Consider the following 25,754-nt stretch of genomic DNA (forward strand, 5'->3'; position numbering starts at 1 on the left):
CATACGTCGGTTTTGTGGACATTTGCCGTTTTGTGCCGCGGTTTCCGTCGCCCGTGCCGTTGCGTGGAACGTGGGGGGCCCACCACGTACGATCCGGGGCTGCGAGAGCATCGCGATCGCGGGCCCCGCGCCGGTCAGTCCTGACCGAACACCTGGGGCGGCGGGGCCGGTACCGGCGGCCGCTCACCGTCGCGCAGCGGCCGGGCGCCGGCACGAAACCGGCCGAGGTCGTCGCCGAGCAGGCGGCCGGCCCGTACCGAGTAGTGGTCGTCGTTGTCGTCGCTGGCGTCGGTCCGGCCTGGATCGACGTCCGGTAGCGACGCCGGGGAGGCCGCGACGACGAGGTTGCCGAACCTGCGGCCGCTCAGCACTTCTTGCTGCGCGAGCAGCATCACGAACGGGAACACCTCGGAGACCGTGGCGACGACCTGCCGGGTGAATGTCAGTGACGAGCCGTCGGACACGTTGACGAGCTGCAGACCGTCGGATCGCAGGACGCGTGCGACCTCACGGGTGAATTCGTCCGTCGCGAGTTCGATCGGCATCGCGGCCGCGGTGTAGGCGTCGACGATGACCAGGTCGGCGGTGTCGTCGGCAAGGGCGGTCAGACCGGTCCGCCCGTCGGCGATCCGCACGTCGAGGCCCGGCACCGTGTCGAGGGCCAGCTGCTCACGGGCCAGCCGGACGAGCTCGGCGTCCGACTCGAACACCACCTGGCGGGACCCCGGACGGGTGGTGGCGACGTAGCGGGGAAGGGTGCACGCTGCGCCGCCCACGTGCACCGCGTCGATCGCCTCGCTTTGGGGAGCGAGGTGGTCGATCACATCGCCCATGAGCCGTGTGTACTCGAAGTCGAGATAGGTCGGATCGGACAGGTCGACGTACGACTGCGGCACGCCCCCGACGCTCAGCACCCAGCCGTTCTCCCGGTCCGCGTCGCCAAGGAGCTCGGCCGTGCCGCCGGAGATCGGGTACGTGCCGGGCAAGGGTCCGTCCCGCATGCGCCCACCTCCGCTCGCCCGGCCTTGGCCCCGATGGCTCTTCATCGCACTCACCGGCCGGGTACCACTCTGCCGCATCGTCGTCCCGGCCCGGTGAATCTGACGGGCTCCCTCGCGCGCGGCGGGCGAGCCGTGCGCCCGCCGGTGATGGTGGCCTTCCCCGTGTCCCCGGCCGTGTGCGCAGATGCACGACAAGGCAAATACGGCAGGTGCGACAGGAACGGCAACGATCTATACCAAATGAGACGTGCCTGTCTGCTGATCTCGCGGCGCGGGTACGTTCAACCGCCCAGAGTTCTCACTGTCGGAGGAACGGCCATGGGCAAGCACGACAAGACCAGTGGCGACAGCGCACAGCCCGGTAGGCCGATCCCTCCACCCACCAAAGACGGTGACAACAAGGGCGGCGGCGGGACCCGCGGGAAATGACGACGGCCGCTGACGTCACCAGCCGGATAGAGGCTCTCGCCGGGGTCCTCACGACGAGTGGAGACCTGACAGAGCCCAGGTGGAGGGAAGCGCTCTACGAGGTACCACGGCACCGATTCGTCCCGGATGTCGCGTGGGCGGCACCGACGACCGGGCACGGCCACCGCATCGACCGCACTGCCGACCCGGAAGCGTGGATGGCCGCGGCGTACGCGGACCATCCGATCGTCATTCAGTTCGACGACGGCGCAGCGGACGTCGGCGCGGGTACGGGCTCGTACACATCGTCGTTATCGGCCCCGGGAGTAGTCGTCGACTTCCTGGAACGCCTGAACCCTTTCGATGATGACCGAGTATTGGAGATCGGGACGGGGTCGGGGTGGACGGCCGGCCTGCTCGCGCATCGAGTGGGAGACGGGAACGTCACCTCGGTCGAGGTCGATCCGGTCGTGTCCGCGTTCGCGGCGGGCAGCCTGAAGCAGGCCGGCTACTCGCCGACACTGGTGGTGGGCGACGGCGCCGAAGGTCACCCGGACGGCGCACCCTACGACCTGATGCACGTTACGTGCGGTGTCACGACCGTGCCGTACGCGTGGGTGGAGCAGACCCGGCCCGGTGGGGCGATCGTGATGCCGTGGATGCCGGAGTACGCGGGAGGACACAAGCTCAAGCTGACCGTCCGGCCGGACGGGACCGCGTCCGGCCGGATCAGTGGTGGTTGCGACTTCATGATGCTCCGGTCGCAGCGGTCGGCCCGGAGCGAGCTCGACGGCGACTACCGGGAGACCGCCGCGATGGTCGACCCGCGCCGGATCGTGTGGTCGGCGTGGGGCGCGGATGTGGCCATCGCGGGGATGCTTCCGTCCATGGCCGGCAGGCACGAGGAGGGCGAGCGGGGCGAGTTCCGGCTGTGGCTGTGGACGTCCGATTCCGATGCGCTCGTGACGCACGCGCCGGACCTCGGCCGGTCCCTGGCGTTGCAGCGAGGCCCGAGGGATCTGTGGCAGGAGATCGAGGACGCCTATTTCGCATGGGTGCGGTTGGGCGAGCCGGGCCGGGACCGCTTCGGAGTCACGGTCACGCCGGAAGGTCAGCAGGTATGGCTGGACTCGCCCGATCGGGTGATAGGGCCCCTGGCCTGACGCGCCGGCTCATGGCGGCGCAATCGTCAATTACGTAATTACCTATCATTCGCACATGGACCTTGAGCGCCGCGTGGCGGAGTTGGAGCGTCGCCTCGCACTGCTGGAGAAGAGCGAGCCGGCCGGCGGCCGGCCCGCCGAGAGGACGAGCGGGGACTTCTGGGCGCTGGAAGGGCTCAAGGCCAAGTTCGCCGAGCTCGGCATCGACGCCGGTGGCGTGCTGTTCACCGGCGATGTGCGGGTTCCGGACGGAAGGCGCTATGAGTGGCAGTACGGCCTGGCGGCCGAGACCCTCCTGTCGGAGGACTGGCCGGAGGCCGCGGAGTCGTTCGCGGCGCTCGGCCACCCCATGCGGCTGCGCCTGCTGCGCGAGGTCCTGGGCGGTCGCCGGACGGTGGCCGAGATGACCGAACTGGACGGCGTCGGAACCACCGGTCAGGTCTACCACCACCTGCAGCAGCTCAGCGCCGCCGGCTGGCTGCACACCACGGCGCGCGGGCGCTACGACGTGCCCGCCGGCCGGGTCGTTCCGCTCATGGTGATGCTGACCGCCACGCGACGCTGATCCCTGCCGGCACCGTTCCGACGCCGTTCGCGGCGACCGCGGCGTCTTGTTCGCCGGTCAGCCCGTCACCGCGCGGGCCACCTCGTCGACGAAGGCGGGATCGGTCCCCATTCGTACGATCATCTGCTGGTGGGCGAAGCTCGTCATCAGCGAGATCCAGTCGGAAACCGCCAGCCGGCGGAGGGTGAGTGCGGTGACGCGCCGGGTGCCGTCGGCGGCCACGGTATAGGTCGCATCGCTCAGGACACCGGGGAACGAGCCACCCTTGCCGCCGAGCCGGATCAGCCCGTCCGGCAGCGTGCCGCCCAGGCGCATCGGCCACTCCAGATGCCGCCGGACGAGCGCGGCCTGTTCGCCGCGGCCGGTAAGGGCGCCGGCGAGCAGGGCGGCCAGCAGGCGGGGCGCCATCCCGTACGTCGTCTCGGCCCACGCCGACTGCTCCTCCAGCCCGGGTACGGTCATCGGGGCCGCCGCGCCGGCGAGATGACGCCGTTCCTGGATCCCCGCGAGCTCGTACCGGCGTGCGGCGGGCAGGGCGGCGAGGCGCCGGAGGCCGTCCATCCCGCGGTATGGGCTGTCGGAGGCGAAGGCGACCAGCATCTGCCCGAGCAGGGAGGGGACGGGCGAGATGCGCATGCCGGAGGCCTTCCGCGCCGCCGCGACGAGAGCGTCGGGGCCCACTCGGTGCCGCACGAAGTCCGCGGCCGCGTTGTCGCTGTGCTCGATCATCGTCGCCACGACGTCGTCGAACGGAACGGTCGCGTTCGGGTCGGCGGCGCGGCCGTCCTTCACGGCCAGTCCCAGCGCCGTCAGCGCCCGTTCGTGTGCGCCCCCATCGGTGCCGGGCAGCAGGTACGCCTCCCAGTCGCCGAGCCGGACCCGCTGCCGGGGGCCGATCCGCCGCGCCGCCGCGTAGGCGTCCAGGTGCAGCGTCTTGACCGCTGACGCCACCGGGAACAGCGCGCCCGCCCTGTGCCACACGTACGGACGGTCCGTCAGGGGCAGCCCGTCACGGCCGACCGCGTAGCTGACCAGCCCGGCGTTCGCCCGGTGGCCGGACAGGAAGGCCAGGAAGTCGCGCAGTGCCGCGTCGCCTCTCGCCGGCGCGGGGGCGGGGGCGGCGGCCGACGCGGAATGCGCCGTCCTACCCGTCACCACCGCGCTGATCGCCATCCCGGAGACCCCCAGGAGGGCGGTACGCCGGTTCATCCGGATCCCTTGTCCCATCTCGTACCCCTTTCGCCGCTGATGCGGTAAGCCACTTTATACGTACTTACGTAGTTACATACACAGCGGCGCTCGCGCAGCATGGCGGGAGCCCGCGACCATCGAGGGCGCCATGGTGGCCAAGATGCGCAACGCGGGCCAGTCGTGCGTGGCGGCGGGGGGCCGAGCTCCGCCTGGGCGGCCGGCCCGTACCGGGCCGCGGGTCCTTCTATCCGCCGACGCTGCTCACCGGCGTGCCGGAGGACGCGCTGATCACTCGGCGGGAGTTCTTCGGCCCGGTCGCCGCGATCGCCGCGTACGACGACGAGGCGAGCATGGTGGCGGCGGCCAACGCCACCTCGGCGGGACTGGTGGCCTTCGTCTACACGCGTGATCTCGACCGCGCGGTACGGGTCGGTGCGGGGTCGACGTACGGGGAGATCCCGACGATCGCGGTGATGATCCCGCGCCGGGTGAGCCAGTTGCCGAGCTGGTGGCGGTGCCGGTCAGCGAGGTCGTTGGCCTGGTGGTCTCGGACGCTGAGGCGGTCGGTGGGGAGCTTCACGACGGTCTCCGTTGACGGTGATGGGCCCGGTCGGTCAGGTGGTGTCGCGCCGTTCCTCCGGCGTGATCTTGCGGTTGTTCGCGGCTTATGAGAGTCCGCGAATTCGCCTGCTTCAGTGGCGGAGTGTCATGGGCAGAGCGTTTGATCGAGGGCGGCTGGGGCGATGCCGAAGGTTCTGCCGTTCCACCGCGATCTCAGTCGATGCGCCACCGCTGGGCGATGTTTCCCGTGGCGTCGTAGGCGACGACAGCTGCGGCCAGGGGTGCTTCGTAGCTGGAGAACCACCGGGATGCCGCTGGAATCGTCGGCGCGCCGAGCTTGAGGTCGGCCGACGTGCCGTCGGAGCGCTCGATCCGCACCGTCTTCACCTCGCGGGCGGCCACTCCAGCGAGCACCCGGGCGTCTTTGCCTCGCTGCTGTCCGAATACCACCCGGAGCTTCATGGGATTCCGACAATTCCGTCGGATGGCGGAATGGCCGCCGTGGACCCGGGCGAGGCGGAGCGGGGTTGCGGTGCCGGTGCAACGTGGCGCGGGCTTTCCGAAGGTCGAACAGAACCCATAGGTTCGCCGAGCAGGCACGCGCGCTGCTCGGGGAACTCGGGGAGCTCGGGGAACTCGGCGAGGAGGCCTGAGGCGCCCGTGGGCCGGTGACATCCCACGGGTGAGACGAGGTCGCTCGTTCCGCTGTGCGCAGCGGGTCGGCGAGGGCGGCCGCTCAGACGGTGCCGATGCCGAGGGTGCTCTGTCTCGGGAGCAGGCCGGTGCCGAGAACCTCGAGCCAGAACGGTCCGAGCAGGTCGGAGAGCCGGGCGCTGTCCGCGGCGCCGAGGGAGCGCCAGGGCTCGGCGGCGAGTTCGTCGGTCCGGCGCTCGACCTCGGCTCGCAGGGCGCGGCCCCGCTCGGTCGCCACGCCGGCGTCGTCCAGGAGGGCGCGCGCCGCGAGCCGATCGCGTGCGGCGGCCCACTCCTCCTCGCTCCAGCCACGGCCGGCGAAGGCCGCCACGGGCGCCGCGCCGATCCCCGCGAACGAGACCAGCGACTCGACGGGGTCGAGTCCCGCGGTGAGCAGCGCGGCGAGATGGCCGTCCCCGCGGTGCTCGCGCAGGATGGTCGCGGCCTGCCAGAGCACCAGGTGCGGTGGGTCGGGCCAGGGCAGTTCGGCGTTGGCCGCGGCGAGCGGGCGCCCGGCGGTGCCGGCCGCCTCGGCGGCGCGCCGGGCCAGGGTCGCGGCCTCGGCGATCTCGGCTGCGTTCGCGAGCGAGGTGTGTCGTACGTACGCTTCGCGGTCGACTGTCCCGCGCACTTCCAGGTCATGTTCCAGCCGGTGCTGCTGCACGCCGACGACCCCGAGCTGCTGGCCGCCAAGGCCCTCGCCGGCGCGGAGCTGCGGGCCGGAGTGGCCGGTCTCTCGCCCGGCAGAAGCGCCACCGACGCCCGCACGTCAGGGATCTCCGCCTGGTCGCTGGCGCACGGCTTCGCCACCCTGCTGCTCACCGGCAACCTGGACGGTCCGGAGGGCCCGATCGGCGACCGGGATCCCGAGGAGGTCTTCCGGTCGCTCACCGAGAACCTCTTCCGTGCGACCGGCGGCGAAAACCCGTCCTGAGAAGCCCCAGACGAGGCCGCCTGGATCGACGCTCCACCCCGCGACAGCCTGTCCCGGCGGTTCCCAGGCGTGGGTGGCCGGGCCCGGCCACGATGGCTGGTCATCTGCGCGAGAGTGCCTGGCGTCGCATATGTGGCGGCCTGCGGACCCGAGCGGCCGCACCCCCGCTCAGCAATCGGGCACAGCGAGCAGAACGGGGAGAAACATGCCTCTGGGTACCGTCACCAGACCTGTAGCGGCCTTCGCCGCGGTCACCGCTCTCGGCGCGCTCATCGGGATCTCACCGATGGCCCGGGCCGAGGCCGAGCCTGGAACGACGGAGTGGCGCATCGCGGCGATCGACGAGAGCAGGCTCGGGGACGTCGTGGCGATCGGGCCGGACGACGCGTGGGCGTTCGGCGGGACGTATGACGGCCGGTTCGCGCCGGTGGCCCGCCACTGGAACGGCCGGAAGTGGACGACGGCCGAGCTGCCGTCCGGGCTCGAGCGGGTGATCTCGGTCGCGGACGCCTCCGGGCCTCGGAACGTCTGGGCGTTCGGCGGCGGCGATTCCGCCGGAGAGGCGTACGCGCTCCGGTGGGACGGCCACAGGTGGCGCGTCACCAAGCGCTGGCCCGCCGGGCAGCACATCGCCGACGCGGAGGTGATCGGTCCGCGCGACGTCTGGGTGTTCGGCGACGGCCGCATCGGCGAGAGCGTCGGTACCTGGCACTTCGACGGCCGGCGCTGGACGCGCGTCGAGACGCCGGCCTGGGGCCTGCAGGAGGCGAGCGCCGTCGCCTCCGACGACGTCTGGGCCGTGGGGTTCGGTCCCGAGCATCCGTGGGGCGACCTGCTGGCGCGCTGGGACGGCCGTACGTGGAGCGAGGTGACCGTTCCCGGCCTCCCGCGCGAGGACGACCACTACGTCGGGTTCAACGGGATCCACGCGACGTCCTCACGCGACGTATGGATCGTCGGCCATGAGACACGCGTGGACGGGGAGAGCTACACGAGCTCACCACTGGTCCTGCGTTTCGATGGGGCGACCTGGCGGCGGGTCGAACCGTCCGTCGGCACTGAGCCGCAGGGCCTGCTCGACGTGACGCCCGACGGCCGGGGCGGGGTGTGGCTCCGGCCGGAGTACTGGGAGCAGAACGGGAATCCGGACCTGCTGCACTTCGGCCAGGGCCGGTGGACCGAGGTGCGGCTGCCCCGACCGCAAGGAGGGGAGGTGTACGTATCCGACGTGACCGCCGTGCCGCGCAGCGCCTTCACCTGGGCCGTCGGCCGGGTCTCCTCTCCCGAGGCCGGCGACTCCGGTGGGGTCATCTGGGTGAACGGCGGGCGACCACGCTGACCGGTTCCCTCAGCGTGGTACGAGCAGCGATTCGGCGAGTGCGCGGGCCGGCCGGTCCGGGTGGTCCCGCACACTCAGGTCGGTGAGTGCGACGCCGGGTGCGTCCAGGACGACGTCTCCGGCGATGTGCACTCCGACCGTGCGGTCTCAGCGCCGCATGGGATCCCGGCGGTAGCAGCGCATCCACATGTCGACGCCGTCGTCGACGATCGTGGCGATCTCGTGCTCGGGGAGTTCGCGCAGCCCGTACTGGGATCGCTCCACCGCCTCGTTGAAGATGAGGATGATGAGCTGGCGGGCGGCGAGGCCGGGGTCGTCCACGTCGACGGTGCCGAGCCCTGTCTGCCGTTCGATCTCCTGGGTGAGGGCGAGTTCGAGGGCGGGCCGCGGCTGTCGCCATTCCCGCATCAGTTCGGGGTGGCGGATCTGCTCGGTGATGACCAGCCGGCGGAACGCGGCGATGTCCTCGCTCAGGTTCAGCCGCGTCATCATGCGGAACGCCGCGCGCAGGTCGCGGTCGAAGTCCCCGGTGACCTCGAACCTCTCGGCGAACGTGCCTTCAGGGCCCGTGGCCACGGTGTGCTGGACCGTCTGGACGACGGCCGCGAACAGCCGCTCCTTGCCTTCGAAGTTGTTGTAGATCGTCTGCTTGGACACGCCGGCTTCGGCGGCGATCAGGTCGATGCTCGCGTCGGCGTAGCCGCGCTCCAGAAACACCCGCCTGGCGGCGTCGATGACGACCTGCCGTTTCGCCGGCCGGCCCGGGCGGCGGGGACCCGCTTGACTTTCTGGACTCACGAGTCTAAGAATACAGGAAAGAATAAATGGAACGATCGGTCTAGGAATTATCCGAGGAGGAGAGCCGATGTCCAACAAGGTGGTGATCGTCGGCGGCGGCCCGAACGGGCTGCTGATGGCGTGCGAGCTCGCGCTGGCCGGGGTGCGTCCGGTCGTGCTGGAGCTCCTGCCGGAACGGGCCGCCGCGCCCAAGGCCAACGGCCTGGTCGGCCGTGTCGTCCAGGCGCTGGACTACCGCGGCCTGTACGAGCGGTTCAGCCAGAGCGCGAGGGCGCCTGAGCCCACCCCGTACTTCCCGTTCGGTGCGCTGATGCTGGACATGTCCGGCTGGGCGGGCAACGCGCTGTACACCATGCCGATCTCGCAGCAGCGGATGGAGGAACTGCTCGAGCAACGCGCGCGGGAACTGGGAGCGACGATCCGGCGAGGGCACGAGGTGACGGCGTTGGGTCAGGACGCCGATGGCGTGACTCTCGACGTGCGGGGGCCGGACGGCGCCTACCGGCTGGCCGCCGAGTTCGTGGTCGGCGCCGACGGCGGGCACAGCTCCGTCAGGAAGGCGGTCGGGATCGCGTTCCCCGGCGTCACCGACGACGGCTTCGTCACGCGTTCCGGGCAGGTCGTGATCCACCCGCCGGTGGCCGTACCGGACACCGGCGAGCTGGACGTGCCCGGAGTGGGGCGGCTCCGGCCCGGGTCCTTCACCCGCACGGAGCACGGCTGTCTCGGCTTCGGGATGTTCCAGCCCGGGGTGTACCGGGTGGGCGTCTACGAATGGGGCCGGCCGCCGGTCGAGGACCGCGATCACACGCCGTTCGAGGAGCTCAGCCAGGCGGTCAACCGGGTCCTCGGCGTCGAGGTGCCGATGAGCGAACCGCCGGCCGGTCCGGGACCCACGCAGGGCATGGTCCGGGGCGGCAGCAACTCGCGGCTGGCCGAGCGGTACCGGCAGGGCCGGGTGTTCCTCGTCGGCGACGCCGCGCACGTCCAGTCCAGTGTGGGCGCCCCGGGGCTGAACCTGGGCCTGCAGGACGTGCTGAACCTGGCCTGGAAGCTGGCGGCCGTGGTCAAGGGCTGGGCGCCGGGGGGACTGCTGGACACCTATGACGGCGAGCGCCGCCCGGTGGCGCAGCGGCTCATCATGCACAGTCGCGCGCAGACCGCCCTCATGTCACCAGGCCCGAACATCACCGCGCTGCGGGAGGTCTTCGCCGAGCTGCTGCGCGACCAGGGCAACGTACGGCACATCTCTGATCTCGTGGCCGGTGCCGATACCCACTACGAGATGGGCCAGGACGGGTCGGCCCATCCGATCACCGGCCGCTGGATGCCCGACCTCACGCTGCACGGCGACGAAGGGCCGGTCAGGGTCGCCGAGCTGATGCGCCCGGCCCGTCCGATCCTGCTGGACCTGGCCGGCCGGACCGATCTGGTGGCGGCGGCCGCGGGCTGGGCGGACCGTGTGGTGACGGTTACCGCGACGGCCGCCGACCGCCCCGTGGACTCGGCCCTGATCCGCCCGGACGGGTACGTCGCATGGGCGGCCGGTCCTGACGAACCCGGCGGGGCGGATGCGTTGCGGCATGCTCTACGCACCTGGTTCGGCGTCCCGTCCGCCCCCGAGGCGGAGTGACGCCCGGCTCCGGAGCGCGAACAGCTGCAAGATCGCGCCGGCGGCCTCACCGTCAACGTTCTGAGGGGTGAGCGTTCGAGGAGCCGCTCGGATGACCGAGTGCGGCGGAGAGTTCGTGGGCGACTGCGAGCGTGCGGCGACCGGCCTCGTCGAGATGAGGGGCGAGGCGCCCCTTCGGCGCTGAGACATTGATCGCGGCGACGATCACGCCGCGGAAGTCGCGCACGGGCGCGGAGACACCGACCAGGTCGGCCTCGAACTCCTCGTCGACGGCCGCGTAGCCGCGCTTGCGGATGAGACCGACCTCGCGCACCAGGTCGTCAGTGCTCTGGATCCGCTGCCGGAACGTCGCGGACCTCGAGACACCTGATTCGCTGAGCCAGGAATCGGCCCAGGAACGCAACGCGTCGGGGGCCCAGTCGGAGACCAGCACCCGGCCGGCCGAGGTGAGGGGCACGGGTACGGTGACGCCCTCCCAGCCGAGGCCGCGGAAGGCGTGCGACGGCGACACCGACAGCAGGGTGAGGACCGACGAGCCGCGCAGCACGCACAGATGGGTGGTCTCGTTGAGGCCGGCGACGAGGCGGCGGAGGTACGGGCCGGCGAGGTTGGCCAGGCGTGCCTCGGAGGTGCGTGCGGCGAAGGCGTACAGACGCCACCCGAGGCGGTACTCCAGGGAGTCGGGGTCGCGCTCGGCTATGCCCTCGGACTCCAGTGCCTTCAGTGCCCGTGAGACCTGACTCTTCTCTCTGCCCAGCAGTTCGGCGATCCGGCTCACGCCGATGCCCTGCGCCGCGTGTTCCGGGCGGGCGAGCAGGTCGAGTATCTCCATGTCGCGCCTGAGGCCCGCTGAGGGCGGCGTGGACGGGACTTGACGTGGGGGTATGAGCGGCAGATCGGTCAAGACGCGCTCCCGGGACTGACGTGATCGCTGTTGCGGTGATTGCAAGAAGTATTGCACTGATGAGAACTCCGCTTTACGGTTCATGCACAAACGGGCGGAATAAAGACCGGCCGTAACGTCCGATCGAAGGGCGGGGGTGTCACATGACCCTCAGCGAGTACGTGTCGTCGCGCTGGGACGAGCTGACCCAGGCGGCCGGCCAGCACGCACTCGTCGTCGCGCTGTCGATTCTCATGGCAACGCTCATCGGCGTCGGGGTGGGTGTCCTGACCTACCGCAGGCCGCGTCTCGCCGGGCTGGCCACCGCGGCCACCGCCGGCTTCCTCACGATCCCGTCCTTCGCGCTGCTCGGCCTGCTCATCCCCTTCCTCGGACTCGGCTGGGGCCCGACGCTGGTGGCGCTGGTGATGTACTCCCTGCTGCCCATCGTCCGGAACACGATCGTGGGACTGCGGGCCGTCGACCCGGCGGTGGTGGAGGCCGGCCGCGGGATGGGCATGAGCGCCGCACGCGTGATGGCGAGGGTCCAGCTGCCGCTCGCCTGGCCGGTGATCCTCGCCGGGATCCGCGTGTCCACCCAGATGATCATTGGTATCGCGGCGATCGCCGCCTACGTCGCCGGCCCCGGCCTCGGCAACCAGATCTTCGACGGGCTCGCGCGGCTCGGCTCGGTGAACGCCTTGAACGCCGCGCTGGCGGGAACCCTCGGCGTGGTCGTCCTCGCCCTCGCCTTCGACCTCTTCTATCTCGTTGTCCGCCTGCTCACCACCCCGAGGGGGCTCCGTGCCTGACGACATCAGTGATGGCGTGCGCATCGAACTGGACGGGCTCACCAAGCGGTACCCCGGCCAGGAGGTACCCGCCGTCGACAACGTCACGATGGCCATTCCGGCCGGCGAACTGGTCGTCTTCGTGGGTCCGTCCGGCTGCGGCAAGACCACGACGATGAAGATGATCAACCGGTTGATCGAGCCGACGTCGGGTTCCATCCGGATCGGGGGCGAGGACGTTCTCGGCATGCCGCCGGACCAACTGCGCCGCCGCATCGGCTATGTCATCCAGCAGATCGGCCTGTTCCCGCATCTCACCGTTGCGCAGAACGTCGCGCTGGTACCCAAACTCCTGGGCTGGCCGAAGGCCAAGGTCACGGCCAGGGTGGATGAGCTGCTGAATCTCGTCGGCCTCGACCCGGCCCAGTTCGCCGGGCGCCATCCCCGCCGGCTGTCGGGAGGTCAGCAGCAGCGGGTCGGTGTCGCACGGGCGCTCGCCGCGGATCCGCCGGTCATGCTCATGGACGAGCCGTTCGGTGCCACCGACCCGATCACCCGCGAACGCCTGCAGAACGAGTTCCTGCGGCTGCAGCGCGAGTTGCGCAAAACAATCATCTTCGTGACGCACGACTTCGAGGAGGCCCTGAGGCTGGGCGACCGGATCGCCGTGTTCCGCGAGCGTTCCCGGATCGCGCAGTACGACACCCCGGCACGTATCCTCGCCGACCCGGCGGACGACTACGTCGCGAGCTTCATCGGCGGGGACTCCACGCTCAAGCGGCTCGCGCTGATCAGCGTGGGGGACCTGGCGGCGGACCCTGCCGCGGAGGTCGACGGCCTTCCGCGGGTGAGCGCCACCGCGACCCTGCGCGAGGCCCTCGACGTCATGGTCTCGCACAGCACGCAGCAGGTCGCCTGCGACGGCGGGGTACTGACGTACGCGGCCATCTGCGCGGCAGCGGAACCGGCCCGCGAGCGGGAGGAGGTCCCCGGTGCTCGCTGAACCGGCCACCGCGGCGGCCGTTCCGGCGCCACGGACCGAGCGCGCCGCGAACCCTCGGCGCGCGATGTTGCGGTACCTCCTCACCCCGCTGGTCCTGACCGTGGTGCTCGGCGCGCTGTACCTGTGGGTGTCCGGCCAGGAGCTGGACTCGATCGAGCGGCGCACCCTGAACGCCGACTACCTCACCGCCCGGGTGGCGGAACATCTCAAGCTCACCGCACTGGCCGTGCTGCTGGTCGTGGTGACGGCGATTCCCCTGGGAGTCGTGCTCTCGCGCCCCGGGGCGCGCTGGCTGAGCCCTCCGGTTCTCGCCCTGGCCAACCTGGGGCAGGCCACGCCGGCCATCGGCCTGCTGGTCCTGCTGACCATCAAGTTCGGGGTGGGCTTCCGGATAGCGATGATCGGGCTGGTCGCCTACGCCGTGCTACCGGTCCTGCGCAACACCATCGTCGGTGTCCAGCAGGTCGACCGGGCGCTGGTCGAGGCGGCCCGCGGAATGGGCATGACGCGCACTCAGGTGCTGCTGCGGGTCGAGTTGAAGATGGCGATCCCGGTGATCCTCGCGGGCCTGCGCACCTCGCTCGTCATGGCGGTCGGAGTGGCCACGCTGGCCGCCTTCGTCAACGCGGGCGGGCTCGGCGACATCATCGTCAACGGCATCAAGCTCAACCGGACGCCGGTCCTGCTCACCGGCAGTGTCCTCACCGCCTGCATCGCCTTCCTCGTCGACTGGGTCGGCGCCGTCACCGAGGACCTGCTGCGGCCCAAGGGCGTCTGAAGCCCCGGTACCCCTCTCATCACCCCACCCCTCTCACGAACCGGAGTTCCATCATGTTCACCCTTCCCGGACGGGCCCTCGCGGCCGGTACCGCGGCTCTGCTGAGCGGTGCCATGCTCGCCGGTTGCGGCTCGTCGGGCACCACGGTCAAGCAGGGCAGCCTCGGCCAGGAGCTCAAGGGCGCGACCTTCACGGTCGGGTCCAAGGACTTCTCCGAGTCGATCATCCTCGGCGAGATCACCATCAGCCTGTTGCGAGCTCACGGCGCCACTGTCAACGACAAGACCAACATCAAGGGTTCGACCAACACGCGCACCGCGCTGACCTCGAAGAACATCGACATGTACTGGGAGTACACCGGCACCGGCTGGGTGACCTACCTGAAGCACACCAAGCCGATTCCGGACGCGCAGGGACAGTACGATGCGGTCGCCAAGGAGGACCTGGCCAAGAACCAGATCGTCTGGGGTAAGCCGGCCCCGCTGAACAACACCTACGCCTTCGCGATCCGCAAGGACAAGGCGGCCGCCCTCGGCGTCACCAAGCTGTCCGACCTGACGGCCCTGGCGCAGGCCAAGCCGAACGAGGCCACGTTCTGCATCGAGAGCGAGTTCTCGACCCGCGACGACGGCTGGCCCGGCGTGACCGAGGCGTACGGCATCAACGTGCCGAAGTCCAACGTCAAGTCCCTGGACACCGGCGTCATCTACAGCGAGACCCAGAAGGGCCAGACCTGCAACTTCGGCGAGGTCTTCGCCACCGACGGGCGGATCGCGTCCATGGGGCTGACCGTGCTGCAGGACGACAAGAAGTTCTTCCCGGTCTACAACGCCGCGCTCACCCTGCGGCAGGACACCAGCACCAAGTATCCACAGATCCAGCAGTATCTCGAGCCGGTCGCGGCCAAGCTGACCGACGACGTCATGCGGCAGCTCAACGCCAAGGTCGACGCGGACGGGCTGGAGCCCGAGACCGTCGCCCATGACTGGCTCAAGGAGCAGGGATTCGTCAAGTGAGCGACGCGGAACACGGGAGTCAGGTCATCGGCATGCAGATCGGCGAGAGCTTCGTAGGAGAGGGTGCGGAGGCCGCGCACGTCAACACCGTCCTCGGTTCCCGGACCGGGCCCGCAGGAACCGCCTGGGCCACCGCCCTCGCCACCCCCCGCGCGGGGCACGTGCCGTTCGTCGCCGTACTGCGGCCCGGGTTGCCGGCCAAGCCGATGACGCTGTTCGTCAACAAGGCGGCCGTCGAGACCACGACCCACGCCGACCTGACCTGGGGAGCGGCCCAGGCCGGAGTGGCGGTCGGCGTCATGGACGCGGTGGCCGAGGGAGTGGTGCCCGCGGATGCGGTCGACGAACTGGTGCTCATCGCCGCGGTTTGGGTCAATCCGGAGGCCGCCGACGCCGAACTGGTCTACGCCAACAACCGCTCGGCCACGGCGTCCGCACTGCGCGCCGGAGCGGCCGGGCTGCCGTCCGCCGGTGAGGCGCTGGGCGCACGGCACGCGCCGGTGAACCCGTTCTATACACCCCCGGGGGACGTGTGAAGATCACTGCCATTCGCCTGGACCGGATGCGGCTGCCGCTGGAACCGCCGTTCGACGCGGCCTGGGATCCGGTGCCGCGTACCTCGTTCGACGCCACGCTTGTCACCGTCGAGACCGACGAGGGCGTGCTCGGTTACGGCTCAGGCGACACGATGGCCGGCTTCGAGGCACACGAGCACCTGTTCCTCGGCCGGGATCCGCTCGCCATCGTGAACCACGTCAAGACGCTGGAGACGGTCAACTTCCACGCGGGCCGCTACTGGCCGCTCGAGGCCGCGCTCTGGGACATCATCGGCAAGGTGTCCGGGCGGCCGGTCGCCGGCCTGTTCGGAGGCGCGACCGATCGGCTGCCCGCCTACGCCTCCTTCGGGGAGCTGAAACCACCCGCCGCCCGGGCCGAGGCAGCGCTCGCCGCAGTGGAGGCGGGCTTCCGCGCCATGAAGATCAGAGTGGCGCGGGAGCGGCTGGCGGAGGGCATCGCGACGGTCCGTGCGGTCCGTGCGGCGGTGGGCGACGAGATCGCGCTGATGGTGGACCTCAACCAGTCGTGGCGGATGTCCGGCGATATCGAACCGGCCCTGGACCTGGCATCGGTGCGCCGGGTGGCCGCCGAGCTCGCGGACCTGGGCGTGCTGTGGCTGGAAGAGCCGCTGCCGCAGTACGACATCGACGGCGTGCGGACCGTACGGGCGCAGACCGGCATCCGGGTCGCCGGCGGCGAGATGATACGGACCATGCCGGAGCTGCTGAACCTGCTGGAGTCGGACGCACTGGACGTCTACCAGCCGGATGTCGTCCTGTCGGTCGGCATGCTCCGTGCGCGTACCATCGCCGAACTGGCGTTCGCCAAGCACCGCTGGTTCACCCCGCACACGTGGAGCAACGGTCTCGGCGTACTGGCGAACCTGCACGTCGCGGCGGGTGTCGGCGGCGGGCCGTACGTCGAGTTCCCCTATGACCCGCCGGGCTGGACCCCGGAGCGCCGGGACTTCTTCCTCACCGAGCCGGTCGGCGTGGACGCCGACGGCTACTTGCACGTACCGGACGGACCCGGGCTCGGGGCCGAGATCGACCTGGCCGCGGTACGCCGCTGGACCGAGGGTTAGGGAGGACACCATGGTCACCACGTACGAACAGTGGCGCGACCGGGCGGCGCGGGTCACACCGCGGAACGAGCTGTTCATCGACGGGGCCTTCGTCCCCGCCGCCGACGGTGCGACGTTCGCCACGGTCGGCCCACGCGACGGGCGGGAACTCGCCCGGATATCGGCCGCGGGCGACACGGATGTGGACCGCGCGGTACGCGCCGCCCGCACCGCGTTCGAGGACCGCCGGTGGGCGGACGCGAGCCCGCGTCACCGCAAGAAGGTGCTGCTGCGGTTCAGCGCCCTGATCCGGGAGCACCTCGAGGAGCTGGCGCTGCTCGAGACCCTCGACGTGGGCAAGCCCATCGGCGAGTCCCTGCGCGTGGACGTGCCCGGCGCGGCCAACTGCGTGCAGTGGTACGCCGAGGCCGTCGACAAGATCTACGACGAGATCGCCCCGACCGGGGCCGACGCGCTCGCCATGATCACGCGCGAGCCGCTCGGGGTCGTCGGTGCCGTGGTGCCCTGGAACTACCCATTGATGATCACCTCCTGGAAGATCGCTCCGGCTCTGGCGATGGGCAACTCGGTGGTACTCAAGCCGGCCGAGCAGTCGTCCCTCAGCGCGCTGGTGCTCGCCGAACTGGCGGTTGAGGCGGGAATCCCGGACGGGGTCTTCAACGTCGTCCCCGGTCTCGGGCCGGTGGCCGGAGCCGCACTGGGTCGGCACCAGGAGGTGGACAAGATCGCCTTCACCGGTTCCACGGGGACCGGCCGCCGGTTCCTGGAGTATTCGGCGCAGTCCAACGGCAAGCAGGTCGCGCTGGAACTGGGCGGCAAGTCCCCGCAGGTCGTGCTCGCCGACACCGAAGACCTCGACGCGGCGGCCTCGGCGATCGCCTGGGGCATCTTCTACAACGCCGGGCAGACGTGCAACGCCGGGTCGAGGCTGCTGGCCGACGCCCGGGTCATGGACGATCTGCTCGCCGGGGTGGTCAAGGTCGCCGAGGACATCCGGGTGGGGGACCCTCTCGACCCGGACACCCAGATGGGTGCCATCGTGGACCAGGCCCAGCTGGACCGGGTGCTCGGCTACCTCGCCCTCGGCCGTGACGAGGGCGGGCAGGTCGTCACCGGAGGCGACCGAGTCCGCGCCGAGTCCGGCGGCTATTTCGTCGCCCCCACCGTGCTGCACGGTGTCGACAACGACGCCCGCGTCGCCCAGGAGGAGATCTTCGGCCCGGTACTGACCACCACGACCTTCACGTCCGAGGACGAGGCCGTACGACTGGCCAACCGGACGAGGTACGGGCTGGCCGCGAGCGTCTGGACCGCCCGCCTGGGCACGGCGCACCGTGTCGCGCGCGCACTGCGGGCGGGCACCGTCTGGGTCAACACCTTCGACGCCAGCGACGTGATCACACCGTTCGGGGGCTTCAAGGACTCCGGCAGCGGACGTGACAAGTCCCTGCACGCGCTGGACGCCTACTCGGCACTCAAGACCACCTGGATCAACGTGGGGAACTCGTGAAGATCGGATTCATCGGCCTCGGCCACATGGGCGGCCCCATGAGCCGCAACCTCCTCGCGGCCGGATATGACGTGGCCGTGCACGACATACGGCGGGAGGCCGCCGCCGAGCATGAGGAACTCGGCGCGGCCTGGGCCGCCGGCCCAGGGGCGACCGGCGTGGGCCGTGACGTGGTGATCACGATGCTGCCCACGCCCCGGCATGTCGAGGCCGTGCTCCTCGGCCCGGACGGGCTGCTGGACGCCCTGTCTCCCGGTTCGGTGTGGATCGACATGTCCACCTCCGTACCCGAGGTGGCCGACCGGGTCCGGAACGTGGCCGCCATGCGGGGCGTGCACGTGCTCGACGCCCCGGTCTCCGGCATGGCCGCCGGAGCGCGCGGCGGCACCCTGCAGATCTTCGTCGGAGGGGAGCGAGAGGTGTTCGAGCGGGTGCGGCCCGTCCTCGACGTCCTCGGCGACCCGGACAAGATCATGCTGGTCGGCGGTCACGGCGCGGGCTACACGGTCAAGCTGATGATCAACCTGCTGTGGTTCGCGCACCTGGTCGCCACCACTGAGGTGCTCGCGATCGGGACCACCGCCGGGGTCGACCTCGGCGTCCTGCGCGACGCGCTGCTCGCCAGCCCCGCCGCGAGCGGCTTCCTCGACCGCGACGTGCTGTCGGTGCTGCGGGACGGCGACTACGACGAGTCGTTCGCGCTAGCGCTGGCCTGCAAGGACCTCGGTCTCGCCGTCGACCTCTCGCGGGAGGTCAGGGTGCCCGCCGAGCTGTCCGCCCTCGTCGAGCAGGTCTACCGGCGGGCCCGCCGGTCCTACGGCGACCTCGCCGGGGAGATGGCGCCCGTGAAGCTCTGGGAGGACCTGCTCGGTTCCCCTCTCCGTCTCACCACGCAGGGAGCGTGACCATGTCCCTACTGCACGAGAGCGGTCTCACGCTCACCTCGATGCCCGCCGCGCACCTCGGCGTCGGCGCGGTGAGGACGCTCGGCGAACTCACCGGGACCCGCCGCGTCATCGTGGTCACCGACCCGGGGATCGCAGCCACGCCCGTTCTCGGCGCCGTTCTCGACGCGCTCTCCAAGGCGGCGGACGTGGCCGTCTTCTCCGGTGTGCACGCGAACCCCACCACCGACGACATCGCGGCCGGCGCCACCGTCGCGCGCGACTCCGGTGCCGAATCGGTCGTCGCGCTCGGCGGCGGCTCTGCCATGGACGCCGCCAAGGGCATCGCGCTCGCCGCGGTGAACCCGCAACGCGGCCGCGACCTCGACTACCGGAGTGAGTTCACCGTGCCGGCGCTGCCGGTCTTCGCCGTGCCCACCACCGCCGGTACCGGGGCCGAGACCAACGCCTTCGGCGTCATCACCGACGTGGAGACCCATCGCAAGTTCTACGTCGGGCATGCCACCACGCTGCCGCGCGCGGCTGTGCTCGACCCGGAACTCACCGTCGGGCTGCCGCCCGCGCCGACCGCGGCGACCGGCATGGACGCGCTGACGCACGCGCTGGAGTCGTTCTCGTCGGTGCGCGCCAACCCGTGGTCGGACGGGATCGCGCAGCAGGTGATCCGGATGGTCTCCGTCCATCTGCCCGCGGCCTACGACGACGGCACGAGCCTGGAGGCGCGCACTCAGATGCTGCTCGCCGCCCACATGGCAGGCGTCGGCATGGCCGCCACCGGGCTCGGCATCTGCCACGGCATCGCCCACCCCCTCGGCGGCCGGTTCGGCATCGTGCACGGCGTCGCCCTGACGATGCTGCTCCCGCACGTCCTGCGCTTCAACCTGGGCGTACGGCTCGAACGGACCGCTCAGGTGGCCTTCGCCCTGGGCGTGGGCGACACCGCCAAGCCGGCCGAGTGGAACGCGGACGCCGCGATCGACGCGGTGCGGGCCCTTGGCGCCCGGGTCGGGCTGACCGGGCGGCTCGCCGACCATGAGGTTACGGCGGACGACTTCGAAGTGCTGGCGAAGGACGCGCTCGACGACGAGGTCATGGCGAACACGCCTCGGTTCCCGACCGCCGACGAGATCTGCGGCATCCTCGCCGCCGCGAGTTGAGGGAGACGGAGATGAGCATCGAGGACGAGGCCCCACAGGGCCTTTTCATCGGCGGCGCCTGGACCGACGCGGCCGCCACCTTCAAGGTGACCGACCCGGCGACCGGCGAGGTCGTCGCGGAGGTGGCCGATGCCACCGGACCGGACGCGGTGCGTGCGCTGGACGCGGCCGCCGGCGCCCAGGCCACCTGGGCCGCCACCGCGCCGAGGACCCGAGCCGAGATCCTGCGCCGGGCGTTCGAGCTCATGACCGAGCGCGCTGAGTCGCTCGCCCGGCTGGCCACCGTCGAGATGGGTCGGCCGCTCGCCGAGTCGCGGGCCGAGGTGGCGTACGCCGCCGACTTCCTGCGCTGGTTCGCCGAGGAGGCGGTCCGGATCGGCGGCGACCACCGGGTCGCCCCGACCGGTGACTACCGCATCGTGACGGCACGGCAGCCGGTCGGCCCCTGCTACCTGATCACGCCGTGGAATTTCCCGCTGGCCATGGTCACCCGCAAGGTGGCGCCGGCGCTGGCGGCCGGTTGCACGATGGTCCTCAAGCCCGCCGAGGCCACGCCGCTGTCCGCGCTCAGGCTCGCCGAACTGCTCGCCGACGCCGGTGTTCCGGACGGGGTCTTCAACGTCATCCCGACGCTCTCGCCTGCCGAGGTCACCGGTGCTCTGCTCGCCGACGGGCGGCTGCGCAAACTGTCGTTCACCGGCTCCACCGAGGTCGGCCGGCGCCTGCTCGCCCAGAGCGCGCCCGGCGTCCTGCGGACGTCCATGGAACTGGGCGGCAACGCCCCGTTCCTCGTCCTCGACGACGCCGACGTGGCCGCCGCGGTCGAGGGCGCCATGGTGGCCAAGATGCGCAACGCGGGCCAGTCATGTGTGGCCGCCAACCGATTCCTCGTCCACGCGGCTGTCGCCGACGAGTTCACCGAGGCGCTGCGCGAGCGGCTCGCCGCGCTGCGCACCGGCCCGGGGCTCGACCCCGGGTCACAGGTGGGTCCGCTGATCGACGCGAAGGCCAGGGACAAGGTCGGGGAGCTGGTAGCGGACGCCGAGCGGCGGGGCGCCAAGCTCCGTCTGGGCGGTCGGCCGGTACCGGGCCCGGGGAGCTTCTATCCGCCGACGCTGCTCACCGGCGTGCCGGAGGACGCCCCGATCACTCAGCAGGAGATCTTCGGCCCGGTGGCCGCGATCGCCGCCTATGACGACGAACAGAGCATGGTGGCGGCGGCCAACGCCACCTCGGCCGGCCTGGTGGCGTTCGTCTACACGCGTGATCTCGACCGCGCGCTGCGGGTCGGTGACGCCCTGGAGGCCGGCATGGTCGGCATCAACCGGGGGCTGGTCTCCAACGCGGCCGCACCCTTCGGCGGGATCAAACAGTCGGGCCTCGGCCGCGAGGGCGGGCTCGAGGGCATCGACGAATACCTCGAGGTGAAGTACCTGGCCATCCAGGCTTAGCGCGGTGTCCCGTGGGTCCATGTCGGCGGGGTGAAGGTCTGCGCCGACGACATCTGGGCGTGGGAACCCAAGGAAGCCTTCCACGAAGTGGCCCGGCGGTACGTGGCAACCTGACCGCGAGCCGACACGCCGGTCACTGCTGCGGGAGCGTGGGTGGGGTTTCGAGGTCGGTGAGCTCCACACCCGGCGCGTCGAGCACGACGTCGCCCGCGATGTGCACCGCGCTCGCCTCGCCGGTGGCCAGGTCCGTGACCTCGTAGCGTTCCACCGGCAATGGCGTCAGGTCGGTGTCGTAGGTCGTGACCTCGGTCAGCCGCCACCGTTGCGTGACCGTGAGCGCGGACAGCGCCGGCGCGCTCAGCCGTACGAGTCGTACGTCACCCTGGGAACCCGGCTCCAGCCGCAGTGACCTGGCGACGGCCACCAGGAAGCCGGGGGAGTCGCCGAGGAACCCCGCCGCCTCGGCCGAGTGCTCTTCGCCGTGCTCTCCGGCGGACCGGACCCACAGCAGGTCTCTGCCGACCAGTCCGCCACGGAGGAGCAGGTCGCGGGCGCCGACCTGGACCCGGATCTGATGCCATCGGCTGTCCACGGTGAGGTCCGTGCGCAGGCCGTCCGAGCGCTCGCCGACATAGCGCCAGCCGCCCGCGCCGGGCGCGCACTGGAAGACCTCGGTGGCCCCGCTCTCCGGGTCCGTGTACGTTCCGCGCGGCACCTGACCAGCCTGTCAGAGATCGAGGTCGCTGTGTCATCCAGGGCTCGTGAGGCAGGTCTCCACGTGAGGGTGGACCGCCGGGCGAGACCGCCCGTACCGGCCTACTGGCGGCTGACGACACGGGTGACGCCCGCGGCGATCGTCGTGGCGAGGATCCAGCCGGTCGCGATCAGGACATAGGCCAGCCATTGGTGCCCGCCTTGAGGATTGAACGCCTTCTCCAGGCTCAGGGTTCAGGAACCCATTCGCCAGGAGCCGAGGTACTCCTCCTGCGCCGGGCTCAGGACGTCGATCGCGATGTCCATCGAGTCCAGCTTGAGCCGCGCGACCTCGGTGTCGATCTCGGCGGGCACGCGGTGGACGGTGGCGGTGAGGTCCTGGTGCGACCTCGCCAGCCAGCGGCACGTGAGCGCCTGGTCGGCGAACGACATGTCCATGACGGCGGCGGGATGCCCCTCCGCCGCCGCCAGGTTGACCAGGCGTCCCTCGGCCAGCAGGACGAGGCGGCGGCCATCGGCGAGCGCGTACTCGTCGGCCTGCGGCCGGATGCCGTGGTGGACGTCGACGGCCAGTTCGGCGAGCGCCCGTACGTCGATCTCGACGTCGAAATGGCCGGAGTTGGCAAGGATCGCGCCGTCCTTCATCACCGCGAAGTGCTCCTCCCGGATCACCTCGCGGTTTCCGGTCACGGTGATGAAGACCTCACCGTGCCGCGCCGCCTCGTCCATCGGCAGCACCCGGAAGCCCTGCAGCGTCGCGTCGAGCGCCTTCACCGGGTCGATCTCGGTGACCACCACGCGGGCGCCCATTCCACGCGCCCGCTCGGCGACGCCCTTGCCGCAGTGACCGAAGCCGGCGACGACGATCGTCTTTCCGGAGAGCAGCGTGTTCGTGGCGCGGATGATGCCGTCCAGCGTCGACTGCCCGGTGCCGTAGCGGTTGTCGAACATGTGGTTGGTGTGGGTGTCGTTCACCGCGACCATCGGGAACTTCAGCACACCCTCACGGGCCATCTGGTGCAGCCTGATGACCCCGCTGGTGGTCTCCTCGCAGCCGCCCTTCACCGTGCAGAGCAGATCGGTTCGCTCGGTGTGCAGCGTGTTGACGAGGTCGCAACCGTCATCGAGCACGAGATCCGGCTCGATCGCCAGCGCCTGGTGAATGTGCCGGTAGTAACCCGCGCGATCGGTGCCGGCCCGGGCGAAGACGGCGGCGCCGTACTCCTCCACCAGGGCGGCAGCGGTGTCGTCCTGCGTGGAGAGCGGGTTCGAGGCGGCGAGCGCGACCTGCGCGCCGCCGGCCTGAAGAGTACGGATCAGCCCGGCCGTCTCGGTGGTGACGTGCATGCAGGCCGCGATCTTCAAGCCGTTCAGCGGCCGCTCCTCGGTGAAGCGGGCGCGGATCTGGCGCAGCACCGGCATGGAGCGGTCGGCCCACTCGATCCGCCGGACGCCCGCGCCGGCAAGCCCGGCGTCCGTGATGTCGTACGGGTCGTTAGAGCCGTACGCGCCCTGCCCACTCACGTCCTCAGCACTCCTTGCCCCCGCCCCTGCCGAAGACCGGCACCCGCCGTCCAGCACCGCCGTGATCATGCAGTCGTTCGCGCCCGGGGGCCCGAACGCCTTGGCCGTGCGCGAACAACTGCATGATCACCGCGGGGAAGGGCTCAGTAGCGGTAGTGGTCGGGCTTGTAGGGGCCCTCGACGTCGACGCCGATGTAGCCGGCCTGCTCCTTCGTCAGCTCGGTCAGCTTGACGCCGAGCGCGTCCAGGTGCAGCCGGGCGACCTTCTCGTCGAGGTGCTTGGGCAGCACGTACACGCCGATCGGGTACTCCTCGGTCTTGGTGAAGAGCTCGATCTGGGCGATGACCTGGTTGGTGAAGGAGTTCGACATCACGAACGACGGGTGCCCCGTGGCGCAGCCGAGGTTCATCAGCCGGCCCTCAGCGAGCAGCAGGATGGAGTGCCCGTCCGGGAAGACCCACTCGTCGACCTGCGGCTTGACGTTGTTCTTCACGATGCCTTCGGTCTTCGCCAGCCCGACGATGTCGATCTCGTTGTCGAAGTGGCCGATGTTGCTCACGATGGCCTGGTGCTTCATCTGGGCCATGTGGTCGGCGCGGATGATGTTGAAGTTGCCCGTGGTCGTCACGAAGATGTCGGCGATCCCGACGACGTCCTCGAGCGTGGTGACCTGGAAGCCGTCCATGGCCGCCTGGAGGGCGCAGATCGGGTCGATCTCAGTGATGATCACGCGAGCGCCCTGCCCGCGCAGGGCGTCGGCGCAGCCCTTGCCCACGTCGCCGTAGCCGCAGACGACCGCGACCTTGCCGCCGATCAGTACGTCGGTGGCCCGGTTGAGCCCGTCGATGACCGAGTGGCGGCAGCCGTACTTGTTGTCGAACTTCGACTTCGTCACGGAGTCGTTCACGTTGATCGCCGGGAAGGCGAGCGTGCCGGCCTTGGCCATCTCGTACAGACGGTGCACGCCGGTCGTGGTCTCCTCGGTCACGCCCCTGATCTCCTCGGCGGTGGCGGTCCACCGGCCCGGCCTCTCGCCGATCGTGCGGCGCAGGGTCTCGAGGACGATGCCCCACTCCTCGGGGTCGTCCTCGGCCGCTGAGGGCACGGCGCCGGCCTTCTCGTACTCCGCGCCCTTGTGGACGAGCATGGTGGCGTCGCCGCCGTCGTCGAGGATCATGTTGGGACCGCTACCGTCCGGCCAGGCCAGCGCCTGGTCGGTGCACCACCAGTACTCCGTGAGCGTCTCGCCCTTCCATGCGAACACCGGAACGCCCTTGGGCTCCTCGACGGTGCCCTGAGGGCCGACGACGACCGCGGCGGCGGCGTGGTCCTGGGTGGAGAAGATGTTGCAGCTGACCCACCGGACATCGGCGCCGAGCGCGACCAGCGTCTCGATGAGCACGGCCGTCTGGATCGTCATGTGCAGTGAGCCCATGATCTTCGCGCCGCGCAGCGGCTGCGCGTCGGCGAACTCACGACGCACGGACATCAGCCCGGGCATCTCGTGCTCGGCGAGCTGGATCTCCTTGCGGCCGAACGCCGCCAGTGAAAGGTCGGCGACCTTGTAGTCCATCGTTCGTGGCTCCTCGATGCGCGTCTTTGGGGCTTTGCCGCCGCCTCGCCCGGCGGTCTACGTCAGCGAGTCTAGGCACGCCGGTGCGGCGATAGCACGGCCGGGTGCGCGTTTCTGACATAAATTTGTCAGAATCGCTTCCATGCGCATCACGGAGGCCGCCCGGCGGCTCGGCACCTCACCCCGCATGCTCCGCTACCGCGAGGCCCTCGGACTGCTGCCGCCCATCCGGGAACGCGCGGGTCACCGCCGCTTCGGCGAGCCGGAGCTGCGAGCCGTCGCCCTCGGACTGGCCCTGGAGCAGCGCTACGACATCGGCCCGGCGGAGCTGGCGTTCGCCCTGCGGGTGCTGGCCGAGCCAGAGGTGCAGGTCCGAGTTCGAGAACTCGGCGAGCGTATCGGCCGGCTCTCCGCTCCGCCCGTGCGGGCGCTGGACTTCGAAAAGGAGAAGGCGCTCCGCCTCCTGCGGCACCGGCCGGTCCAGCCGCCCGCACCGCGGGGCACCTCACCGAAGCGATGA

The 25,754-nt window shown here is 70.6% G+C and carries 26 protein-coding genes and 1 pseudogene; 17 read left to right on the top strand and 10 right to left on the bottom strand.

Annotated features, from left to right (window positions below):
• Positions 1-134: 134 nt before the first annotated feature.
• Positions 135-1,001, bottom strand: a complete 867-nt coding sequence (locus HKK74_RS04900; protein ID WP_187241815.1) for a spermidine synthase — start codon at positions 999-1,001, stop codon at positions 135-137.
• Positions 1,002-1,426: 425 nt separating this feature from the next.
• Between HKK74_RS04900 and HKK74_RS04905 the strand changes: the two genes are divergently transcribed.
• Positions 1,427-2,572, top strand: coding sequence for a methyltransferase domain-containing protein (locus HKK74_RS04905; protein ID WP_187241816.1), 1,146 nt, complete (start codon positions 1,427-1,429; stop codon positions 2,570-2,572).
• 55 nt (positions 2,573-2,627) lie between these two features.
• The gene (locus tag HKK74_RS04910) at positions 2,628-3,137 is read left to right on the top strand and encodes an ArsR/SmtB family transcription factor (protein WP_187241817.1); all 510 of its coding nucleotides are present in this window, start codon (positions 2,628-2,630) and stop codon (positions 3,135-3,137) included.
• A gap of 57 nt (positions 3,138-3,194) precedes the next feature.
• Here HKK74_RS04910 and HKK74_RS04915 read toward each other — a convergent pair whose 3' ends face one another.
• The gene (locus HKK74_RS04915; protein WP_187241818.1) at positions 3,195-4,364 is read right to left on the bottom strand and encodes a serine hydrolase; all 1,170 of its coding nucleotides are present in this window, start codon (positions 4,362-4,364) and stop codon (positions 3,195-3,197) included.
• Between the two features lie 173 nt (positions 4,365-4,537).
• Here HKK74_RS04915 and HKK74_RS41795 point away from each other — a divergent pair.
• Positions 4,538-4,726: pseudogene (locus tag HKK74_RS41795) on the top strand (aldehyde dehydrogenase family protein); the annotation flags it as partial.
• Here HKK74_RS41795 and HKK74_RS39605 read toward each other — a convergent pair.
• The 3 genes from HKK74_RS39605 to HKK74_RS04930 all read right to left on the bottom strand — a co-directional run bounded on the left by HKK74_RS39605 (position 4,726) and on the right by HKK74_RS04930 (position 6,213).
• A complete protein-coding gene (locus tag HKK74_RS39605; protein ID WP_246491179.1) occupies positions 4,726-4,908 on the bottom strand; it encodes a hypothetical protein in 183 nt (60 codons plus the stop codon). The pseudogene HKK74_RS41795 and the gene HKK74_RS39605 overlap by 1 nt on opposite strands.
• 194 nt (positions 4,909-5,102) lie before the next feature.
• Entirely contained in the window at positions 5,103-5,351 is a 249-nt protein-coding gene (locus tag HKK74_RS04925) for a hypothetical protein (protein ID WP_187241819.1), read from the bottom strand.
• A gap of 274 nt (positions 5,352-5,625) precedes the next feature.
• Positions 5,626-6,213 carry an SCO6745 family protein gene (locus HKK74_RS04930; protein WP_246491180.1) on the bottom strand — a complete coding sequence of 196 codons (588 nt, stop codon included), beginning with the start codon at positions 6,211-6,213 and terminating at the stop codon, positions 5,626-5,628.
• A gap of 9 nt (positions 6,214-6,222) precedes the next feature.
• Between HKK74_RS04930 and HKK74_RS39610 the strand changes: the two genes are divergently transcribed.
• The gene (locus HKK74_RS39610; RefSeq protein WP_246491181.1) at positions 6,223-6,516 is read left to right on the top strand and encodes a TetR-like C-terminal domain-containing protein; all 294 of its coding nucleotides are present in this window, start codon (positions 6,223-6,225) and stop codon (positions 6,514-6,516) included.
• A 205-nt stretch (positions 6,517-6,721) separates the two neighbouring features.
• On the top strand, positions 6,722-7,855 hold the full coding sequence (locus HKK74_RS04940) for a hypothetical protein (RefSeq protein WP_187241822.1): 1,134 nt from the start codon (positions 6,722-6,724) through the stop codon (positions 7,853-7,855).
• Between the two features lie 147 nt (positions 7,856-8,002).
• Here the strand turns inward: HKK74_RS04940 and HKK74_RS04945 are convergent, their stop codons facing one another.
• Positions 8,003-8,653, bottom strand: coding sequence for a TetR/AcrR family transcriptional regulator (locus HKK74_RS04945; protein ID WP_187241823.1), 651 nt, complete (start codon positions 8,651-8,653; stop codon positions 8,003-8,005).
• Between the two features lie 67 nt (positions 8,654-8,720).
• On the opposite strand from HKK74_RS04945, the gene HKK74_RS04950 reads away from it, so the two are divergent.
• Entirely contained in the window at positions 8,721-10,286 is a 1,566-nt protein-coding gene (locus tag HKK74_RS04950) for an FAD-dependent monooxygenase (protein ID WP_187241824.1), read from the top strand.
• A gap of 52 nt (positions 10,287-10,338) precedes the next feature.
• Here the strand turns inward: HKK74_RS04950 and HKK74_RS04955 are convergent, their stop codons facing one another.
• Entirely contained in the window at positions 10,339-11,118 is a 780-nt protein-coding gene (locus HKK74_RS04955) for an IclR family transcriptional regulator (RefSeq protein WP_222721859.1), read from the bottom strand.
• A gap of 215 nt (positions 11,119-11,333) precedes the next feature.
• On the opposite strand from HKK74_RS04955, the gene HKK74_RS04960 reads away from it, so the two are divergent.
• From HKK74_RS04960 to HKK74_RS05005, 10 genes are read left to right on the top strand one after another with little or no spacing between them, the layout of a single operon-like run.
• Positions 11,334-11,981, top strand: a complete 648-nt coding sequence (locus tag HKK74_RS04960) for an ABC transporter permease (RefSeq protein ID WP_187241826.1) — start codon at positions 11,334-11,336, stop codon at positions 11,979-11,981.
• Positions 11,974-12,963: an ABC transporter ATP-binding protein gene (locus tag HKK74_RS04965; protein ID WP_376771507.1), complete on the top strand. Its 990-nt coding sequence runs from the start codon at positions 11,974-11,976 to the stop codon at positions 12,961-12,963. Before HKK74_RS04960 ends, HKK74_RS04965 begins: the two co-directional genes overlap by 8 nt.
• Positions 12,953-13,741: an ABC transporter permease gene (locus tag HKK74_RS04970; RefSeq protein ID WP_312881252.1), complete on the top strand. Its 789-nt coding sequence runs from the start codon at positions 12,953-12,955 to the stop codon at positions 13,739-13,741. The genes HKK74_RS04965 and HKK74_RS04970 overlap by 11 nt, the downstream gene beginning before the upstream one ends.
• Positions 13,742-13,794: 53 nt before the next feature.
• On the top strand, positions 13,795-14,757 hold the full coding sequence (locus HKK74_RS04975) for a glycine betaine ABC transporter substrate-binding protein (RefSeq protein WP_187241827.1): 963 nt from the start codon (positions 13,795-13,797) through the stop codon (positions 14,755-14,757).
• Positions 14,754-15,293 carry a formaldehyde-activating enzyme gene (fae, locus tag HKK74_RS04980; protein ID WP_222721860.1) on the top strand — a complete coding sequence of 180 codons (540 nt, stop codon included), beginning with the start codon at positions 14,754-14,756 and terminating at the stop codon, positions 15,291-15,293. Before HKK74_RS04975 ends, fae begins: the two co-directional genes overlap by 4 nt.
• Positions 15,290-16,399, top strand: coding sequence for a mandelate racemase/muconate lactonizing enzyme family protein (locus tag HKK74_RS39615; protein ID WP_187241828.1), 1,110 nt, complete (start codon positions 15,290-15,292; stop codon positions 16,397-16,399). Before fae ends, HKK74_RS39615 begins: the two co-directional genes overlap by 4 nt.
• Before the next feature lie 10 nt (positions 16,400-16,409).
• A complete protein-coding gene (locus HKK74_RS04990; protein ID WP_187241829.1) occupies positions 16,410-17,909 on the top strand; it encodes an aldehyde dehydrogenase in 1,500 nt (499 codons plus the stop codon).
• A complete protein-coding gene (locus tag HKK74_RS04995) occupies positions 17,906-18,814 on the top strand; it encodes an NAD(P)-dependent oxidoreductase (protein WP_187241830.1) in 909 nt (302 codons plus the stop codon). The genes HKK74_RS04990 and HKK74_RS04995 overlap by 4 nt, the downstream gene beginning before the upstream one ends.
• A gap of 2 nt (positions 18,815-18,816) precedes the next feature.
• Positions 18,817-19,971 carry an iron-containing alcohol dehydrogenase gene (locus HKK74_RS05000; RefSeq protein ID WP_187241831.1) on the top strand — a complete coding sequence of 385 codons (1,155 nt, stop codon included), beginning with the start codon at positions 18,817-18,819 and terminating at the stop codon, positions 19,969-19,971.
• 11 nt (positions 19,972-19,982) lie between these two features.
• Positions 19,983-21,422 carry an NAD-dependent succinate-semialdehyde dehydrogenase gene (locus tag HKK74_RS05005; RefSeq protein WP_187241832.1) on the top strand — a complete coding sequence of 480 codons (1,440 nt, stop codon included), beginning with the start codon at positions 19,983-19,985 and terminating at the stop codon, positions 21,420-21,422.
• Positions 21,423-21,555: 133 nt separating this feature from the next.
• Here the strand turns inward: HKK74_RS05005 and HKK74_RS05010 are convergent, their stop codons facing one another.
• From HKK74_RS05010 to ahcY (HKK74_RS05020), 3 genes are all read right to left on the bottom strand, one after another.
• The gene (locus HKK74_RS05010) at positions 21,556-22,137 is read right to left on the bottom strand and encodes a hypothetical protein (protein WP_187241833.1); all 582 of its coding nucleotides are present in this window, start codon (positions 22,135-22,137) and stop codon (positions 21,556-21,558) included.
• A 233-nt stretch (positions 22,138-22,370) separates the two neighbouring features.
• Complete coding sequence (ahcY, locus tag HKK74_RS05015) at positions 22,371-23,660, bottom strand: adenosylhomocysteinase (RefSeq protein ID WP_312881254.1); 1,290 nt, start codon at positions 23,658-23,660, stop codon at positions 22,371-22,373.
• Positions 23,661-23,803: 143 nt separating this feature from the next.
• Complete coding sequence (ahcY, locus tag HKK74_RS05020) at positions 23,804-25,234, bottom strand: adenosylhomocysteinase (RefSeq protein ID WP_187241835.1); 1,431 nt, start codon at positions 25,232-25,234, stop codon at positions 23,804-23,806.
• Between the two features lie 142 nt (positions 25,235-25,376).
• Between ahcY (HKK74_RS05020) and HKK74_RS05025 the strand changes: the two genes are divergently transcribed.
• Positions 25,377-25,754 carry a MerR family transcriptional regulator gene (locus HKK74_RS05025; protein ID WP_187241836.1) on the top strand — a complete coding sequence of 126 codons (378 nt, stop codon included), beginning with the start codon at positions 25,377-25,379 and terminating at the stop codon, positions 25,752-25,754.

The sequence above is a fragment of the Actinomadura alba genome, from assembly GCF_014323705.1.
In the GTDB taxonomy this organism is placed as follows: domain Bacteria; phylum Actinomycetota; class Actinomycetes; order Streptosporangiales; family Streptosporangiaceae; genus Actinomadura_C; species Actinomadura_C alba.

Excerpts from the sequence above, each read along its gene's own strand:
- HKK74_RS04905 (WP_187241816.1), top strand. The coding sequence starts at position 1,427 with ATGACGACGGCCGCTGACGTCACCAGCCGGATAGAGGCTCTCGCCGGG.
- HKK74_RS05005 (WP_187241832.1), top strand. The coding sequence starts at position 19,983 with ATGAGCATCGAGGACGAGGCCCCACAGGGCCTTTTCATCGGCGGCGCC.
- HKK74_RS04990 (WP_187241829.1), top strand. The coding sequence starts at position 16,410 with ATGGTCACCACGTACGAACAGTGGCGCGACCGGGCGGCGCGGGTCACA.
- HKK74_RS04910 (WP_187241817.1), top strand. The coding sequence starts at position 2,628 with ATGGACCTTGAGCGCCGCGTGGCGGAGTTGGAGCGTCGCCTCGCACTG.
- HKK74_RS05025 (WP_187241836.1), top strand. The coding sequence starts at position 25,377 with ATGCGCATCACGGAGGCCGCCCGGCGGCTCGGCACCTCACCCCGCATG.
- HKK74_RS04925 (WP_187241819.1), bottom strand. The coding sequence starts at position 5,351 with ATGAAGCTCCGGGTGGTATTCGGACAGCAGCGAGGCAAAGACGCCCGG.
- HKK74_RS04960 (WP_187241826.1), top strand. The coding sequence starts at position 11,334 with ATGACCCTCAGCGAGTACGTGTCGTCGCGCTGGGACGAGCTGACCCAG.
- HKK74_RS04975 (WP_187241827.1), top strand. The coding sequence starts at position 13,795 with ATGTTCACCCTTCCCGGACGGGCCCTCGCGGCCGGTACCGCGGCTCTG.
- HKK74_RS39610 (WP_246491181.1), top strand. The coding sequence starts at position 6,223 with ATGTTCCAGCCGGTGCTGCTGCACGCCGACGACCCCGAGCTGCTGGCC.
- HKK74_RS04955 (WP_222721859.1), bottom strand. The coding sequence starts at position 11,118 with ATGGAGATACTCGACCTGCTCGCCCGCCCGGAACACGCGGCGCAGGGC.
- HKK74_RS05000 (WP_187241831.1), top strand. The coding sequence starts at position 18,817 with ATGTCCCTACTGCACGAGAGCGGTCTCACGCTCACCTCGATGCCCGCC.
- HKK74_RS04915 (WP_187241818.1), bottom strand. The coding sequence starts at position 4,364 with ATGGGACAAGGGATCCGGATGAACCGGCGTACCGCCCTCCTGGGGGTC.
- HKK74_RS04940 (WP_187241822.1), top strand. The coding sequence starts at position 6,722 with ATGCCTCTGGGTACCGTCACCAGACCTGTAGCGGCCTTCGCCGCGGTC.
- HKK74_RS04900 (WP_187241815.1), bottom strand. The coding sequence starts at position 1,001 with ATGCGGGACGGACCCTTGCCCGGCACGTACCCGATCTCCGGCGGCACG.
- HKK74_RS04950 (WP_187241824.1), top strand. The coding sequence starts at position 8,721 with ATGTCCAACAAGGTGGTGATCGTCGGCGGCGGCCCGAACGGGCTGCTG.
- ahcY (WP_187241835.1), bottom strand. The coding sequence starts at position 25,234 with ATGGACTACAAGGTCGCCGACCTTTCACTGGCGGCGTTCGGCCGCAAG.